15 protein-coding genes are annotated in these 15,901 nt (G+C 65.7%); 10 read left to right on the plus strand and 5 right to left on the minus strand.

The genetic code is table 11. The features are described 5' to 3' along the window. Window positions 1–43 precede the first annotated feature (43 nt). Window positions 44–1,129 carry an iron-sulfur cluster carrier protein ApbC gene (apbC, locus tag QRN34_RS01375; RefSeq protein ID WP_285401332.1) on the minus strand — a complete coding sequence of 362 codons (1,086 nt, stop codon included), beginning with the start codon at window positions 1,127–1,129 and terminating at the stop codon, window positions 44–46. 186 nt (window positions 1,130–1,315) lie between these two features. On the opposite strand from apbC, the gene QRN34_RS01380 reads away from it, so the two are divergent. From QRN34_RS01380 to nth, 4 genes are all read left to right on the plus strand, one after another. Then, window positions 1,316–1,768, plus strand: a complete 453-nt coding sequence (locus QRN34_RS01380; protein WP_285401334.1) for a DUF2147 domain-containing protein — start codon at window positions 1,316–1,318, stop codon at window positions 1,766–1,768. Window positions 1,769–1,929: 161 nt separating this feature from the next. Next, window positions 1,930–4,047, plus strand: coding sequence for a methionine--tRNA ligase (gene metG / locus QRN34_RS01385; protein ID WP_285401336.1), 2,118 nt, complete (start codon window positions 1,930–1,932; stop codon window positions 4,045–4,047). Between the two features lie 25 nt (window positions 4,048–4,072). Beyond that, window positions 4,073–4,681, plus strand: coding sequence for an RnfABCDGE type electron transport complex subunit B (locus QRN34_RS01390; protein ID WP_285401338.1), 609 nt, complete (start codon window positions 4,073–4,075; stop codon window positions 4,679–4,681). A 20-nt stretch (window positions 4,682–4,701) separates the two neighbouring features. Further along, window positions 4,702–5,316 (plus strand): endonuclease III, encoded by a 615-nt coding sequence (nth, locus tag QRN34_RS01395; RefSeq protein WP_081916873.1) that lies wholly within the window; start codon window positions 4,702–4,704, stop codon window positions 5,314–5,316. A 304-nt stretch (window positions 5,317–5,620) separates the two neighbouring features. Here nth and QRN34_RS01400 read toward each other — a convergent pair whose 3' ends face one another. The 4 genes from QRN34_RS01400 to QRN34_RS01415 all read right to left on the minus strand — a co-directional run bounded on the left by QRN34_RS01400 (window position 5,621) and on the right by QRN34_RS01415 (window position 10,033). Beyond that, complete coding sequence (locus QRN34_RS01400; RefSeq protein WP_285401340.1) at window positions 5,621–7,138, minus strand: SulP family inorganic anion transporter; 1,518 nt, start codon at window positions 7,136–7,138, stop codon at window positions 5,621–5,623. Between the two features lie 12 nt (window positions 7,139–7,150). Continuing rightward, the gene (locus QRN34_RS01405; RefSeq protein ID WP_036140723.1) at window positions 7,151–7,840 is read right to left on the minus strand and encodes a carbonic anhydrase; all 690 of its coding nucleotides are present in this window, start codon (window positions 7,838–7,840) and stop codon (window positions 7,151–7,153) included. A 174-nt stretch (window positions 7,841–8,014) separates the two neighbouring features. After that, on the minus strand, window positions 8,015–8,386 hold the full coding sequence (locus QRN34_RS01410; RefSeq protein ID WP_285401343.1) for a hypothetical protein: 372 nt from the start codon (window positions 8,384–8,386) through the stop codon (window positions 8,015–8,017). Between the two features lie 261 nt (window positions 8,387–8,647). After that, window positions 8,648–10,033 carry a carbohydrate porin gene (locus tag QRN34_RS01415; RefSeq protein ID WP_285401344.1) on the minus strand — a complete coding sequence of 462 codons (1,386 nt, stop codon included), beginning with the start codon at window positions 10,031–10,033 and terminating at the stop codon, window positions 8,648–8,650. Between the two features lie 204 nt (window positions 10,034–10,237). Between QRN34_RS01415 and rnt the strand changes: the two genes are divergently transcribed. The 6 genes from rnt to phoU all read left to right on the plus strand — a co-directional run bounded on the left by rnt (window position 10,238) and on the right by phoU (window position 15,640). After that, a complete protein-coding gene (gene rnt, locus QRN34_RS01420; RefSeq protein ID WP_285401345.1) occupies window positions 10,238–10,897 on the plus strand; it encodes a ribonuclease T in 660 nt (219 codons plus the stop codon). A 145-nt stretch (window positions 10,898–11,042) separates the two neighbouring features. Further along, on the plus strand, window positions 11,043–12,059 hold the full coding sequence (pstS, locus tag QRN34_RS01425; protein ID WP_285401346.1) for a phosphate ABC transporter substrate-binding protein PstS: 1,017 nt from the start codon (window positions 11,043–11,045) through the stop codon (window positions 12,057–12,059). Window positions 12,060–12,179: 120 nt separating this feature from the next. After that, entirely contained in the window at window positions 12,180–13,211 is a 1,032-nt protein-coding gene (pstC, locus tag QRN34_RS01430) for a phosphate ABC transporter permease subunit PstC (RefSeq protein WP_285401348.1), read from the plus strand. Beyond that, window positions 13,211–14,080: a phosphate ABC transporter permease PstA gene (pstA, locus tag QRN34_RS01435; RefSeq protein ID WP_036140717.1), complete on the plus strand. Its 870-nt coding sequence runs from the start codon at window positions 13,211–13,213 to the stop codon at window positions 14,078–14,080. Before pstC ends, pstA begins: the two co-directional genes overlap by 1 nt. 82 nt (window positions 14,081–14,162) lie before the next feature. Continuing rightward, a complete protein-coding gene (pstB, locus tag QRN34_RS01440) occupies window positions 14,163–14,906 on the plus strand; it encodes a phosphate ABC transporter ATP-binding protein PstB (RefSeq protein ID WP_240003967.1) in 744 nt (247 codons plus the stop codon). 26 nt (window positions 14,907–14,932) lie between these two features. Next, window positions 14,933–15,640 (plus strand): phosphate signaling complex protein PhoU, encoded by a 708-nt coding sequence (gene phoU, locus QRN34_RS01445; RefSeq protein ID WP_036140715.1) that lies wholly within the window; start codon window positions 14,933–14,935, stop codon window positions 15,638–15,640. The last annotated feature ends 261 nt before the right edge of the window (window positions 15,641–15,901 follow it).

Consider the following 15,901-nt stretch of genomic DNA (forward strand, 5'->3'; position numbering starts at 1 on the left):
CGCTGGAGCCGGAAAGGTATAGGAACGTCGTCGAAGACGCCACTTAGGTGTTCTGGATGACGATCTTGGGGAACGAGATCGCCTTGTTGCGCGCCTGCAGCGACAGCTTCGCCGCCGTGGAACGGGCGATGGCGCGATAGCGCTCCGCCAGGTCCGAGGTGGGGATGGCGGCCACCGTGGGCGTGCCCTCGTCGGCCTGCTGGCGGATACGGATATCCAGCGGAAGGTCGCCGAGGTAGGCGATGCCCGCCTCCGCGGCCATGCGTGCGCCGCCGCCGTGCCCGAAGATGTGTTCCTCGTGGCCGCAGGCGGAGCAGATGTGGGTGGCCATGTTCTCGACGACGCCCAGCACCGGCACTTCCACCTTGCGGAACATGCCCAGCGCCTTGCGCGCGTCCAGCAGGGCGATGTCCTGCGGGGTGGTGACGATGACCGCGCCGGAGACGGGCACCTTCTGCGACAGGGTGAGCTGGATGTCGCCCGTGCCGGGCGGCAGGTCGATGACCAGGTAGTCCAGGTCGTCCCAGCGGGTGTCGTTGAGCAGCTGCATCAGGGCCTGGGTGACCATCGGGCCACGCCAGATCATCGGCGTGTCCTCGTCGATCAGCACGCCGATGGACATGGCCTGCAGGCCGTGGGCCAGCATCGGCTGGATGCTCTTGCCGTCCGGCGACACGGGCTTGCCGGTCAGGCCCAGCATGCGGGGCTGGCTGGGGCCGTAGATGTCGGCATCGAGGATGCCGACGCGGGCACCTTCGGCGACCAGGGCCAGCGCGAGGTTGACCGAAACGGTGGACTTGCCCACGCCGCCCTTGCCCGAGGCCACGGCGATGATGTTCTTCACCCCCGGCATAGGCGCCAGTTGGCCCTGCACCTTGTGCGGGTGCACCCGCCAGCCGACCGAGACGGCGGCCGCGGCGATGCCCGGCTCGGCTTCGAGCGCCTCGCGCGCCTGCGTCGTGGCCTGCTCGACATAGCCGACGGCGGGGTAGCCGAGCTGGATATCGACGGACACGCGGTCGCCATCGACGCCCACGGCGCGCACGGCGGCGCCGAGCGACTGGCCCGAATAGGGGTCGATGACGCGGTCGAGGACACCGCGCACGAGGGTTTCGCTGGGCTGGGTCATGGGGGATGTTGAGCAAAATCGAAGATTGCCCATTATGCCAGCTAGCGGGGTGGCACCGGACCGTCGGCACCCGCTTCCCGTCCATCCTGCCCTTGGCGGCGCATCTGGCGCGGTGCAGCTTGACGGCGTCGATGGCCCTCGTCAGGCTCCGGCCATACCTTACCGTATGGGGAGTACCGCAAACTTATGAAGTCCATGATCCGCGCCGCCCTAGGTCTCGCCCTCGTCGCGAGCGCCCTCCCCGCCTTTGCCGCCACCGACAGCCCGGTCGGCAAGTGGAAGACGATCGACGACACCACCAAGGAAGTGAAGTCCATCGTCGAGATCACCGAGGGCGCCAACGGTCAGTTGGAGGGCAAGGTGCTGCAGGTGCTCAAGTCCGATCATGGCCCGCATCCCGTCTGCGCCCAGTGCGATGGCGAGCGGAAGAACAAGCCCATCGAGGGTATGACCATCATCTGGGGCCTGAAGAAGGACGGTGACAACGAGTGGTCGGGTGGCCAGATCCTCGATCCGGCCAAGGGCAAGATCTACAAGCTCACCGTGAAGCTGGAGAACGGCGGCAAGACGCTCGACGTCCACGGTTACATCGGTTTCTCGCTGATCGGGCGTAGCCAGGATTGGGTGCGGGTGGAATAAAGCGGGTGGAATGAGGGGAGCGCCGTAGGGCACGGCCATAAGGGCATCGCGCACATCGTGCGCTCCTACACCCGTCGTTCTTGCGAGGCGGGTGCCCGCAAAAAACCGCCTAACCGCGCCCCATGCCATAATCGCGGGCCCCGAAGCCGACCGCGATCCTCATGGCCCGCCGCATCCTGGTTACCAACGCCCTTCCCTACGCCAACGGCCCGCTGCACCTGGGCCATATGCTCGGCTACATCGAGGCCGACATCTGGGCGCGGGCGCAGCGGATGCAAGGCAACGAGGTGTGGTACGTCGCCGGTGAGGACGCCCACGGCACCCCGATCATGCTGGCCGCCGAGAAGGTCGGGCTGACGCCGGAAGATTACATCGCCGGCATCCGGGCGTCGCACGAAGCGGACTTCACCGACTTCCATTTCAGCTACGACCAGTACCACACCACGCATTCCCCGGAAAACCGGGATATCGCGACGGCCATCTACACGCGCCTGCGCGACGCCGGCTACATCGCGCGCCGGGATATCCAGCAGCTGTACGACCCCACGCGGGACATGTTCCTGCCCGATCGCTATGTCAAGGGCACCTGTCCCAAGTGCGGCACGCCCGACCAGTACGGCGACAACTGCGAGAACTGCGGTGCCACCTACGCGCCTACCGACCTGCTGAATCCGTATTCGGTGATGTCGGGTGCCACCCCGGTGCTGCGCGATTCGGAGCATTACTTCTTCGAACTGGGCAAGTTCGAGCAGCTGCTGCGCGACTGGTTCGCGGGCAAGTTCACCGAAGGCAAGCCCACCGCCGACAGCGGCGTCGTGGCCAAGCTGGCGGAATGGATCGACGGTGGCCTGCGCGACTGGGATATCTCGCGTGACGCGCCCTACTTCGGCTTCCCGATTCCCGACGCACCGGGCAAGTTCTTCTATGTCTGGCTGGACGCGCCGGCCGGTTACCTCGCCGCGTTCAAGGCCCTGTGCGATCGCACCGGACTGGTCTTCGACGACTTCCTGCGCGCGGACAGCACGGCCGAGATGCATCACTTCGTCGGCAAGGACATCATCAACTTCCACGGCCTGTTCTGGCCGGCCATGCTGCACGGGGCCGGCATGCGCGTGCCGACCGCGCTGCATACCAACGGCTACCTGACAGTCAACGGCGCGAAGATGTCCAAGTCGCGCGGCACCTTCATCCAGGCGCGCACCTTCCTGGATGTCGGCCTGGACCCCGAAGCCCTGCGCTACTACTTCGCCACCATGCTCAGCCCACAGCCGGTGGACGTCGACCTCGACCTGAAATCGTTCGAGGAACGCGTCAATTCGCATCTGGTCGGCAAGTGGGCCAATATCGCCAGCCGCACCGCGGGTTTCCTGCACACGCATTTCGCCGGCACGCTGTCCGATCGCTTCGACCCCGAGGCGTCCGCGCTGTGGACCGACCTGCTGGGGCAGTACGACGGTATCGATGCACTCTACGAGGCCGACGAGTACGCGGAAGTCACTCGGCGCTTCGTGGCCATGTCCGATGCGGTCAACGGCTATATCGCGGCGAAGGCGCCCTGGGTCATCGCTCGTGACGACACGCGCCGCGACGAATTGCACCAGGTGTGCTCGTTCGCGATCAACGCCTTCCGCCTGCTGTCCGGGCTGCTCAAGCCGATCCTGCCGACCACGGTCGCCGCCGCCGAGGCCTTCCTCGGCGCGCCCATCGCCAGCTTCGACGATGCACGGCGCGAGCTCTTCGGCCATACCGTGAATGCGTTCTCGCCGCTGTTCTCGCGCCTGGATCCGAAGAAGATCGCCGCGATGGTGGACGCCTCGAAGGAGTCGCTGTCCCCCTCCGAGCAGGCCCGCGAAGCCGTGGCCGAAGCCAAACCGTCCAAGAAACCCAAAGAAAACGCCAAGCCCATGACCGAAGCCACGCCTGCCAACACCGCCGCCGACACCGCCGCCACCGTGTCCATCGACGATTTCGCCAAGCTCGACCTGCGCATCGGCAAGGTGCTGGCCTGCGAGTTCGTCGAAGGATCGGACAAGCTGCTGCGTTTCGAACTGGACGCCGGCCCCCTTGGTAAGCGGCAGATCTTCTCCGGCATCCGCGCGGCTTACGCGGAGCCGGAAAAACTCGTCGGTCGCAGCGTGGTTTTCATCGCCAACCTCGCCCCGCGCAAGATGCGCTTTGGCCTGTCGGAAGGCATGATCCTGTCCGCCGGTGACGGCGGCGCGGATCTGTTCCTGCTGGATGCCGACCAGGGTGCGGCACCGGGCGCCACCGTCCGCTGATCCGCCCACCGGCCGCGCGCCAGCCATGACGCCAACGCTCGCCGATCGCATCGACGCCCTCCTGCCGCAGACCCAGTGCGAGCAGTGCGGTTTCCACGGCTGCCGTCCCTACGCGGAAGCCATCGCCGCTGACGCGGCGGGCATCGATCGCTGCCCGCCCGGCGGCGCGGCCGGCATTCGCCGGCTGGCCCATCTGCTGGATCGCCCGATCGTGCCGCTGGACCCCGCCCATGGCGTGGAAAAGCCGCGTACGCTGGCACGCATCGTCGAAGCCGACTGCATCGGCTGTACCAAGTGCATCCAGGCGTGCCCGGTGGACGCCATCGTGGGCGCCTCGAAGGTGATGCACACGGTGCTCAGCGACCTCTGCACCGGATGCGAGCTGTGCGTACCCGCCTGCCCGGTCGATTGCATCCGACTCGATCCCATGCCCGTTTCGCAAGCCGAGGATCCCGGGCACGCGGATGCCGCGCGACGGCATTTCCAGCGCCGGGAAGCCCGCCTTGCCCACGAACGCGCCGAGCGCGAACGCCAGCTGGCGGCGAACAAGGCCGACGTGGCCGCACCTGCCGCACGTAATGCCGTCCTCGAGGCCCTTGCCCGGGCCAGGGCACGGAAGAAGGACAGCCCGTGAAGAAAGCCGATGTGGTCGAGATGTTCAGCCGCCTGCGCGAGCTGAATCCGCATCCGAAAACCGAACTGGCGTACACCACGCCGTTTGAGTTGCTCGCCGCCGTGGCGCTGTCGGCCCAGTCCACGGACGTGGGCGTGAACAAGGCCACGCGCAAGCTGTTTCCCGTGGCCAATACGCCGCAACAGATCCTCGACCTGGGCCTGGACCGGCTCAAGCCGTACATCAGCACGATCGGCCTTTACAACAACAAGGCGAAGAACCTGATCGCGATGAGCCAGATCCTCGTCGACCGCTACGCGGGCGAGGTACCGAAGTCACGCGAGGCCCTGGAATCGCTGCCCGGCGTCGGGCGGAAAACCGCGAACGTGGTGCTCAACACCGCCTTCGGCGAACCGACCATCGCCGTGGACACGCACATCTTCCGCGTCGCCAACCGCACCGGCCTGGCCCCCGGCCCAGACGTGCGCAAGGTCGAGGACAAGCTGGAGAAGGTCATCCCGGCGGAGTTCATCCAGGATGCCCATCACTGGCTGATCCTGCACGGTCGCTACGTGTGCAAGGCGCGGAAGCCGGAATGTCCTAGCTGCGCCATCGTGGATCTTTGTGCGTTCAAGCAAAAGACGAAAGCGGCCTGACGGGATGCGCTCGACGGGATGCGTAACGCGCCCGACGGGATGCGCCTGACCGGGCCTGACGGCATGTGGGACGCGCTTGACCGGATGCGTGTGTAGGAGCGCACGCACGTGCGCGAACCCTCAACGCAACGATGGCGAACGAAGCCATAAAAAGCCTATGAAACGGCGTTTCCAAGCGCAAAACGAAGCAAAACTCAGGTAGCAAAAACGCCGGCTAGTGCCGGCGTTTTTGCCTCATTCGATGTAGCAACGTTGAGGGATCGCGCACATCGTGCGCTCCTACATGGGCCCTCGTGGGCCGGAACTATGCCGCCTGGGGGGCGCCTTCGACGCGGCGGCCCAGTTCGTGCCAGTCGACGATCAGCTCGCAGCCACGCTTGGAGGCATTCTGGCCCCACTCCTTGAGCAGCTCGAGGGACGCCTGGTCGACGTGAACCAGGCGATCCATGCGTACGTTGAGGCGGGTGTTGGCCGGCACGGCCTCCAGCTTGCGTGCCATGGTCGGCACCTTGAGGAACGTGGCCGAGCCTTCCAGGTGCAGCGTGGCGTGGCCGGGCTCGTCGTGGTGCTGCACGTCCATCTTCAGCTTGGACGAGAGCAGCGCCAGGCGGAACAGCGACAAGCCGAAGCCGACGATCACACCGGTGAGCAGGTCGGTCGCGACGATGGCGACCGTGGTGGCGACGTACACGGCCGCCGTGCCCTTGCCGTACGCTGCCAGCGACTTGATCTGGCCGGGGTTGACCATCTTGACGCCGGTAAAGACGAGGATGCCGGCCAGGCACGAGACCGGTGTCATCCGCATCAGCCACGGCAACAGCATCACGAAGGCCAGCAACCAGCCACCGTGCAGGATGGCGGCCATGCGCGTGGCGGAACCCGCCTGCACGTTGGCCGCGCTGCGCACGATCACGCCGGTCATCGGCAGCGCGCCGAGGAAACCGCAGATGAGATTGCCTACGCCCTGCGCGGTCAGTTCGCGGTCGTAGTTGGTGCGTACGCCGTCGTGCATGCGATCCACCGCCGCCGCCGACAGCAGCGTTTCGGCGCTGGCGATGAAGGCGAACGTGGCGGCCGCCACCAGCAGGGTGGCGTCGAACAGGCCGAACAGGCTGCCCATGCTGGGCAGGCTGACCGCCGAGAACAGGTTGGCCGGCACGTCCACGCGCTTCACGTCCACCGCGGTGAGCTGCGCGATCAGGGTCATGGCGACCACCGCCAGCAACGCACCGGGCACGAAACGCAACTTGGCCGGGCGCAGCTTCTCCCAGCCAAGCATGATGGCGATGGTACCGAGGCCGATCATCAGGGCGGCCGGGGCCTGCCCCTCGCCCGCACCGGTCACCGATTCCCACGCCGCCGCAGGCAACGCCGCGAAATTCTCCAGACCGCGGGCCTTGGGGATGGCGTCCAGCAGCACATGCGACTGCGACGCCACGATGAGGATGCCGATGCCCGACAACATGCCCGCCACGACGGCGGGCGAGGTCATGCGGAACCAGACGCCGACCTTGCACAGGCCGGCGACGACCTGGATAAGGCCCGCCAGCAGCACGACGGGACCGAGGGCGGCCACGCCGTGCTCACGCACCAATTCGAACACCAGGACCGCGAGGCCCGCCGCCGGGCCGCTGACCTGCAGCGGCGAACCGGCGATGGAGCCGACGATGATACCGCCCACGATGCCAGTGATCAGTCCCGCGCTGGGTGGCATACCCGACGCGATCGCGATCCCCATGCACAACGGCAGAGCGACAAGAAAAACGACCACCGAACCGAGGAGGTCGCGGCCAAAGAGGCCCTGGGAGAAATAAGCGCGCATGTCTGGCTTTCCTTAAGCGGCGTTTGCCACCGGCAGCGGCGTCGAGAAACGCGCGTGCGGTGTCGCGTCGGGCGCGTGGGCATCGCCGGCGACGAGGGGGCGGAACCGGCCTTCGAGGGGATCGAAGGCGGTGATTTCCGTCTGGGCGATGTCGTAGATCCAGCCGTGGATGCGCAGGCTGCCGTTGGCAATGGCGGCGGCGACCGCCGGCAGGGTACGCATGTGTTCCAGCTGGCCGACCACGTTTTCTTCGGTGAGGTAGCGCAGGCCTTCCTCGCCCATCATGGTGGGACGGTTCTCGGCGACGACGTAACGGGCTACGTCGGCATGCTTCAGCCACTGCTCCACGGAGGGCTTGCCCTTCAATACGGAGGGGTTCTGCAACGCTTTCATCGCGCCGCAGTCGGAGTGGCCGCAGATCACGATGTGCTGGACCTTCAGCGCCGTGACCGCATACTCGATGGCAGCGACCACGCCGCTGACGTGCTGGGCGTACGGCGGCACGATGTTGCCGACGTTACGGTAGACGAACAGGTCACCCGGCTGCGCGTTGAAGATCAGCTCGGGCATGATCCGCGAGTCGGCGCAGGTGATGAACATGGTGTGGGGTGTCTGGCCGGACGCCAGACGGGTGAAGACCTCGCGCTGGTCGTCGGTCATGTTGCGGCGGAAGTTGTCGAAGCCCTGGATGAGACGTTCCATGGTGGTTTCTCTCTTCTTGGCGGAAAGGGGGCGCGAGCGCTCACGCTCGCGGCGGCCGGCAAAGGCGCCGACACGCGGGGAAAGGGAAGGAAATGGGGTTGCACAGGCCCCGGCATGCGACGACGGTCGCGACACGGGCTGGCGGAAGCGGCGCACATGGGCGCCGCGAGGACATCAGGCGATGGGAGGGCGCAGGTCCAGGCTGGGGTGGTGCGCGTGCGGTTGGGGGCGCACGTCCGCATGGCCGGTGGTGGCGATGCGGGGTATCGACACGATGTGCAGGGGCGGCACGTCGAAGGTGTCGTCGAGGCCGCCGCCGCTGTTGTCTTCCAGCGAGGGCACGGCGTCTTGATCGTCGAAGGCGACGGTGTCGTCCGCGGCAGCGACATGGACATGCTGCGTTGCATGTTCCTGGGCCATCGTCACCGACAGCGCCTCCGCCGCGGCGGGTGCGGCGCTGACGCCCATGCAGGCGACGAGCAACGCGAAGAACACGAAGATCGTGCTTGCGAAGCGGCGCATGACGAGGGCGGCGGGGGTGTCCATGGGCCGAACCTACGACAGGCGCACCGGCGACCGCAAGTGTGGCGACGCAGCAAATTCAGGCATGACGCAGTTTTCTGTTCGAAAACGTGACGTGACAACGGTTTTGACGGCCTTTCGCCCGCCCCGACGGGGTGTGGGCATTCAGTTTGGACGTCCGGATGCCGGCTCCGAGGGCTGAGATCATTCGCAACGCACAAAAAAACGGCGGGCTTGCGCCCGCCGTCCGGTTCGTCCTTGAGCAGAACTCCGTTCCGATGCCCGTTAGAAGCTCAGCATGCCCCAGAAGCCCACTTCGTTCGTCTTGTAGTGGTACGGGGTGGCGAAGGGACCGTCCAGCTTGTTGTGCTTGTAGACGAGTGCCAGCTTCAGATTCTTCAGTACGTCGTACGACACGCCTGCGTTGTAGTACTTGTCGTTGAGCTTCTCTTCGACGTTCAGCAGGTTGTTGTACTTGTAGTTGAGCTTGTCGGCGCGCGCGAAGACGGCGAACTGCTCGTAGAAGTGCCAGTCGGCCCAGACCGAGTAACCGTCGGCCTTGTCCTTGGTGGTGTTGGTAGCGGCGCCCACACCCGGACCCGCGCCCTGGTACTTCAGGATGTCGTCCCAGTTCTCGGAGTGGAAGTATTCCACGCCCGCGCCCCAGGTCTTGTCGCGCCAGGCCAGCAGCACGTCGCCACGCGTGGCGGTGCGGGTCGGGGCGCCGTTCTCGACGTCGTTGCCGCGCTTGCCGGTGTAGCCACCGATGGCGATCACCATCTGCTCGATCGGCGAGTAGGCGAAGCGGCCTTCGGTGTCGACGCTCTTGGAGCGGCTCAGGTTGCGGAAGCCGCGACCGTTGACGACCGAGAGCTGATAGTTGACGGCGTTGTCGCCGGTGGTGGCACCCATGGCATGGATACCCCAGTCGGACGAGTTGCCGAACGAGCCCACGCCGCCAGCCGTCGCGGTGCCGCCACTGCGGCCGCCTTCGAACGAACGGTCGGTGATGGTGTTCTCGACGTAGCGGTAGCCATACCACTTCTCGACGAACGGGATCCAGGGCATGTCGGCCGCACCGAAGCGCACGGTGAAGAGCGGATCGAACTTGCCCTGCACGTAGGCCTTCTTCACGAACAGGCTGGTCTGCGACAGCGTGGACTGGTAGTTGAAGTCGGTGGTCAGGTTGGCCGACCAGACATCGTCGAACTTGTGGTCGACCGTCAGGTAGAAGCGCTTGACGTCGAAGCCGGTACCGTTGGTCGAGCCGTGGCCGTCCTTCTGCAGCGAGCGGGCGTTGCCGATCTTCTCGTCGTGATCCTGGTTGGTCGCGTCGAAGAACATCGTGCCGCCGACCTTGGTGTTATCCACCAGCTTGTTCAGCGCGTCGAGCTTCTTGGACAGGTCGTCGGTCGGCTTGGCCGCAGCCACCTGCACGTCGTTGACGACCTTGGCGGTTTCGATCTGGGCGTCCGCCTGGGCTTCCTGCTTGGCCTGCAGGTCGGCGACCTGGGACTGGAGGGCGGCCAGCTGCGCCTGCAGCTGCTGGAGGGTGGCGGCGTCGACCGTGACGCGGGCCGGCTGCTGCGACTTCGGCGTAGCCGCGAGGGCTGCGAAGCTCGTCAGGCCCAGACCGGCGGCGATGGCCACCGTGAGCAACTTGGAACGCATGGGATTTCTCCGCTGTATGAAATTGTGTGTAGACCCCTGTGCCCCCGTTGAGTCTTTTCTGTCCGAAAATCCTCAAGCAGGGCCAACGGCGCGAAGAATGAGCCGTGGGGTTTACCGTTCCATGCCCTTTTTGTGACAGATCGAAGACACGCGCACATCCGCTTAACACGGACGCACCGCGCCCCCGGCTGATATCCTTTAAGGATGGATACGACGAGTAACAGCACCGCTTCGAGCATGTCAGCGCGGTTCCGGGGGTTTTTGCCGGTGATCGTGGATGTGGAAACCGGGGGATTCGACGCGGAGCGCGACGCGCTGCTCGAGATCGCCGTGGTCGTGGTGACGATGGAGCCCTCGGGCCTCCTGGTGCCGCAGCCGGCCGTGGCAGCCAACGTGGAGCCCTTCCCGGGCGCGAACATCGACCCGCGTTCGCTGGAAATCACGGGCATCGACCCGGATCACCCCTTCCGTGGCGCCCTGCCCGAGCGCCTGGCGCTGGACCACGTCTTCCAGGCCGTGCGCGACGCCGTCAAGGCCGCCGATTGCCAGCGCGCCGTGCTGGTGGGCCACAACGCCGCGTTCGATCTGGCCTTCCTCAACGCGGCCGTGCGCCGCACGGGGCACAAGCGCAACCCCTTCCATCCCTTCAGCTGCTTCGACACCGCCACGCTGGGTGGCCTGGCCTACGGGCAGACGGTGCTGAGCAAGGCCGTGCTGGCCGCGGGGCTGTCGTTCGATACCCGCGAGGCCCATTCGGCGATCTACGACGCGGAGCGGACGGCGGAGCTTTTCTGCCGGATCGTCAACCGCTGGCGCCACCTGGAGCTGGCCGAACGTGATCAGGCGGCCTCGATCGTGGTTTGAGGCGTTTCGTAAGTTCCTGAATATGACACCAAAAAGGCGAGTGTCATGAGGTTGAAACATTCAGTACGTCTCATTGCAACACGGCAGGGCTGCAATACGGCCCCAGGCGTACAAGCCTGACACTCATCCATCCGAGGACCACCCCGTGTTCACACGTAAACTCCGCATCGCCGCGCTCGTCGCCGCATCCCTGTTCGGTATGTCCGCCCAGGCCACCGATATCACGGGCGCAGGCTCGAGCTTTGTTTACCCCGTGCTGTCGAAGTGGTCCGCCACCTATGCCGAAGCCACCGGCAACAAGCTCAACTATCAGTCGGTCGGTTCGGGTGCGGGTATCGCCCAGATCAAGGAAGGCACCATCGACTTCGGCGCGTCCGACGCCCCGATGAGCGCCGAAGACCTCGCCAAGTTCGGCCTGGGCCAGTTCCCGGTCGTGGTCGGCGGCATCGTGCCGATCGTCAACCTGCAGGGCGTCGCCCCGGGCCAGCTCAAGCTCAACGGCAAGGTACTGGCCGACATCTACCTGGGCAAGGTTGCCAAGTGGAGCGATCCGGCCATCGCCGCGCTCAACCCCGGCGTGAAGGTTCCCGACGTCAAGATCACCGTCGTGCACCGCTCGGACGGCTCCGGTACCTCGTTCAACTTCACCAACTACCTGTCCAAGGTCAGCCCGGAGTGGGCGTCGAAGGTGAAGTTCGGCACCGCCGTGGAATGGCCGGCCGGCGTCGGCGGCAAGGGTAACGAAGGCGTGTCGCAGTACGTGCGCCAGATCCCGGGCTCGATCGGCTACGTCGAATACGCCTACGCCACCAAGAACAAGCTCTCGTACACCCAGATGCAGAACGCCGCTGGTACGTGGGTGCAGCCGAACGCCGAGGCCTTCGGTGCCGCTGCTGCCACCGCCGACTGGAAGTCCGCCAAGGACTTCAACCTGATCATGACCAACGCTCCGGGTGCGCAGGCCTGGCCGATCACCGCCACCACGTGGGCGATCATGTACAAGAAGTCCAAGAACGCCTCGCACAGCAAGGTCGCCTTCGACTTCTTCAAGTGGTCGCTCGAGAAGGGCCAGGCGCAGGCCGCTTCGCTCGACTACGTCGCCCTGCCGGCGCCGCTGGTCCAGCAGATCGAAGCCTACTGGGCGTCGGAGTTCAAGAACTGATTCGATACCGATGGGTCGGCTGACACATCCGCGGCCCACAGTATCGTCCAGGCGGGTCGCCGTTCCGACAGGAGCGGCGACCCACATGTTTGAAAGGCCTTTCGGGAATCCGCACCGACCATGCACGCCACCGTCAGCAACGCCGTAGCCGATCGGGAACGCCAGGCGGAAGCATCCCGCAACGCGCGGGACACGCGTAACGACCGTCTGTTCGGCTGGGCACTGAAAGCCTGCGCCCTCCTGGTCCTGGTCTGCCTTGTCGGCGCCGCCGCCTCCACGCTGTGGCTGGGCCGCGACGCCTTCGCCACGTTCGGCTGGGGCTTCCTCACCAGCGCCGAATGGGATCCGACCAACAACCGATATGGCGCCCTGGTCCCCGTCATGGGCACCGTGGTTACCGCGCTCATCGCCCTCATCTTCGCCGTGCCGGTCAGCTTCGGCATCGCCCTCTTCCTCACCGAGATCGCGCCCGGCTGGCTGCGCGGTCCGGTCAGCTCGGCCATCGAACTGCTGGCCGGCATTCCGTCGATCATCTACGGCATGTGGGGTCTTTTCATCTTCGCGCCCTTCGTCGCCGCGCATATCAAGCCGTGGCTGATGAACAACCTCAGCACGGAGCCGCCGGACGGTCAGGTGTCGTGGCTGGTGCAGCACGTGCCCTGGATCGCCAAGTTCTTCTCCAGCGAATACCCGTTCTTCGGCGCCGGCGTGCTCACTGCGGGCCTGGTGCTGGCGGTGATGATCATCCCGTTCATTTCCTCGGTGATGCGCGAGGTGTTCCAGACCGTGCCGACCCGGCTGAAGGAATCGGCGTATGCCCTGGGCTCCAGCACCTGGGAAGTGGTGTGGGACATCGTGGTGCCTTACACCCGCACGGCGGTGATCGGCGGCATCTTCCTCGGCCTGGGCCGCGCGCTGGGCGAGACCATGGCGGTCGCCTTCGTGCTGGGCAACACCTTCCAGTTCACCCCGTCCATCCTCGAGACCGGCAGCTCCATCGCCTCCACCATCGCCAACCAGTTCGGCGAAGCGGAGGGCCTGCAGAAATCGGCGCTCATGGCGCTGGCCTTCCTGCTGTTCGTGGTCACCTTCATCGTGCTGCTGATCGCGCGCCTCATGCTCCGCCGCCTGGCGACCAAGGAGGGCACCTGATGTCCGCCTCGCTGTACACCCGGCGCCGTATCAAGAACATCCTCGCGATGGTCTTCAGCGTGCTGGCCACCGGCATCGGCCTGCTGTTCCTGGCATGGATCCTCTGGGAAACCCTGAGCCAGGGCATCGCCGGCCTCAGGCCCCAGCTGTTCACCAAGATCACCGCGTACCGCGAGGAAGGCGGCCTGGCAAACGCCATGGTCGGCAGCCTCATCCTCAACGTGATCGGCATCCTCATCGCCACGCCCATCGGCGTGGCCGCCGGCACCTGGCTGGCGGAATACTCCCGCCGCTCGCGGCTGGGGCCGACCATCCGCTTCCTCAACGACATCCTGCTCTCGGCACCGTCGATCGTGCTGGGCCTGTTCGTCTATACCGTGATCGTGCTGCCGTCCAAGTGGCTGACCGGCGGCGATGTGACCTTCTCCGGCATCGCCGGCGGCATCGCCCTGGCCCTCATCGCCCTGCCCGTCATCGTCCGCACCACCGACGAAATGCTGCGGCTGGTACCGGGCACGCTGCGCGAGGCGGCGCTGTCGCTGGGCGTGCCGCAGTGGAAGCTGACCCTGCAGATCCTGGTGCGTTCCGCGCGCTCGGGCATCGTCACGGGCGTGCTGCTGGCGCTGGCCCGTATCAGCGGCGAGACGGCGCCCCTGCTGTTCACGGCGTTCGGCAACAACTTCATGACCTTCAACCCGATCGACAAGATGCCCAGCCTCCCGCAGGTCATCTACGAATACACGAAGGACCCCAGCCCGGACATCAACACCCTGGCCTGGGCCGGCGCCTTCGTGCTCACCATGTTCGTGCTGGCGCTCAGCCTTACCGCCCGCTTCGTCTTCTCGCGTTCCAAGGTGTCCAATGACTAATCTCAACGAAGTCGCGTCCAAGCCCGGATTCGGCACCTCGCCGCACGCCGCCGCCGTCGACCTCGGCCAGGCGGCGCCGAAGATGACCGTACGCGACCTCAACTTCCACTACGGCGAGTTCCACGCGCTGAAGAACATCGCGATGGACGTGCCGGAGAAGAAGGTCACCGCCATCATCGGGCCGTCCGGTTGCGGCAAGTCCACCCTGCTGCGCATCTTCAACCGCATCTACGCGATCTATCCCAGCCTGCGCGCCAGCGGCGAGATCGTGCTGGACGGGGAGAACATCCTCGACCCGAAGTACTCGCTCAACCGCCTGCGCAGCAAGGTCGGCATGGTGTTCCAGAAGCCGGTGCCGTTCCCGATGACCATCTTCGAGAACGTGGCCTACGGCATCCGCCACCACGAGAAGCTCAACCGCAGCGACATGGAAGGCCGCGTGGAGCAGGCCCTTCGCGGCGCCGCGCTGTGGGACGAGGTGAAGGACAAGCTCAAGCAGAGCGCGCTCGGCCTGTCCGGCGGTCAGCAGCAGCGCCTGTGCATTGCGCGCGGCATCGCGCTGAAGCCGGAAGTGCTGCTGCTGGACGAACCCACCTCCGCCCTGGACCCGATCGCCACCAGCCGTATCGAGCAACTGGTGGAGGAACTGAAGAGCCAGTTCACCATCGTGATCGTGACGCACAACATGCAGCAGGCGGCGCGCTGCTCGGACATGACCGCGTTCATGTACATGGGCGAACTGATCGAGTTCGACCGGACCGAGAAGATCTTCACCAAGCCGGATAAGAAGCAGACCGAAGACTACATCACTGGCCGGTTCGGCTGAGCGCTCCCCACTTCGAGGCACCCGCGATGAACAACCCGCACGAACACATCATCAAGAGCTACGACGGCGAACTGAAGCGTCTCACCGGCGAGATCGTCCGCATGGGCGAACTGGCCGTGGCGCAGCTGGAAGCCGCCATCGACGTGGTGGAACGTCGCGACGAGCGCGCGGCGCAGCGGGTGGTCGACAACGACGACGCGCTGGATGCCCTGGAACAGGAAGTCAGCCAGGACGTGGTCCGCCTGCTGGCCCTGCGCGCCCCCATCGCCGGCGACCTGCGCAACGTGTTCGCGGCGCTGCGCATCGCCGCCGACATCGAGCGCATCGGCGACTACGCCGCCAATGTTGCCAAGCGTTCCATCCCGCTCAGCCGCGTGGCGCCGATCAGCGCCGCCGGCGGCCTGAAGAACCTCGCCGAACTGGCCGCCGAGCAGCTGCGCAACGTGCTCAAGGCCTACGATGCGCAGGACGCCGAAGCCGCCTATGAAGTGTGGAAGTCGGATGCCGACCTCGACGAGGCGTACACCGTGGTGTTCCGCGCACTGCTGACCTACATGATGGAAGACCCGCGCAACATCACGCCGTGCACCCACCTGCTGTTCATGGCGAAGAACATCGAACGCATCGGCGACCACGCCACCAATATCGCCGAGAACGTCTGGTTCGTCGTGCATGGCGAACCGCTGGTCGCGCCGCGGATCAAGCGCGATACGACCGCCAATCCAGATATGTAACATCGATCGGCGAACGTCGATCGGGCGCGCGTAGCGACCGTTTCGCACGTGATCGCAAATCGCGCACATCGTGCGCTCCTACCCCGAGGGTAGGAGCGCACGATGTGCGCGATCCACGTTTACGCCGAGGGTAGGAGCGCACGATGTGCGCGATCCACGTTTACGCCGAGCGTAGGAGCAACTGTCTTTTTCAGGCCCCTACCGTGCCGTGCCATGGAGTCTGATCGCGGACCATGGCGTTGAGGGTGATGAGCAGTTTGC

It is taken from the genome of Luteibacter sp. ME-Dv--P-043b, assembly GCF_030209605.1.
Lineage (GTDB): Bacteria > Pseudomonadota > Gammaproteobacteria > Xanthomonadales > Rhodanobacteraceae > Luteibacter.

What these genes read in the sequence shown, in the direction of transcription:
- apbC (WP_285401332.1), bottom strand. Translation starts at nt 1,129, where the DNA reads ATGACCCAGCCCAGCGAAACCCTCGTGCGCGGTGTCCTCGACCGCGTC.
- QRN34_RS01380 (WP_285401334.1), top strand. Translation starts at nt 1,316, where the DNA reads ATGAAGTCCATGATCCGCGCCGCCCTAGGTCTCGCCCTCGTCGCGAGC.
- metG (WP_285401336.1), top strand. Translation starts at nt 1,930, where the DNA reads ATGGCCCGCCGCATCCTGGTTACCAACGCCCTTCCCTACGCCAACGGC.
- QRN34_RS01390 (WP_285401338.1), top strand. Translation starts at nt 4,073, where the DNA reads ATGACGCCAACGCTCGCCGATCGCATCGACGCCCTCCTGCCGCAGACC.
- nth (WP_081916873.1), top strand. Translation starts at nt 4,702, where the DNA reads ATGTTCAGCCGCCTGCGCGAGCTGAATCCGCATCCGAAAACCGAACTG.
- QRN34_RS01400 (WP_285401340.1), bottom strand. Translation starts at nt 7,138, where the DNA reads ATGCGCGCTTATTTCTCCCAGGGCCTCTTTGGCCGCGACCTCCTCGGT.
- QRN34_RS01405 (WP_036140723.1), bottom strand. Translation starts at nt 7,840, where the DNA reads ATGGAACGTCTCATCCAGGGCTTCGACAACTTCCGCCGCAACATGACC.
- QRN34_RS01410 (WP_285401343.1), bottom strand. Translation starts at nt 8,386, where the DNA reads ATGGACACCCCCGCCGCCCTCGTCATGCGCCGCTTCGCAAGCACGATC.
- QRN34_RS01415 (WP_285401344.1), bottom strand. Translation starts at nt 10,033, where the DNA reads ATGCGTTCCAAGTTGCTCACGGTGGCCATCGCCGCCGGTCTGGGCCTG.
- rnt (WP_285401345.1), top strand. Translation starts at nt 10,238, where the DNA reads ATGGATACGACGAGTAACAGCACCGCTTCGAGCATGTCAGCGCGGTTC.
- pstC (WP_285401348.1), top strand. Translation starts at nt 12,180, where the DNA reads ATGCACGCCACCGTCAGCAACGCCGTAGCCGATCGGGAACGCCAGGCG.
- pstA (WP_036140717.1), top strand. Translation starts at nt 13,211, where the DNA reads ATGTCCGCCTCGCTGTACACCCGGCGCCGTATCAAGAACATCCTCGCG.
- pstB (WP_240003967.1), top strand. Translation starts at nt 14,163, where the DNA reads ATGACCGTACGCGACCTCAACTTCCACTACGGCGAGTTCCACGCGCTG.
- phoU (WP_036140715.1), top strand. Translation starts at nt 14,933, where the DNA reads ATGAACAACCCGCACGAACACATCATCAAGAGCTACGACGGCGAACTG.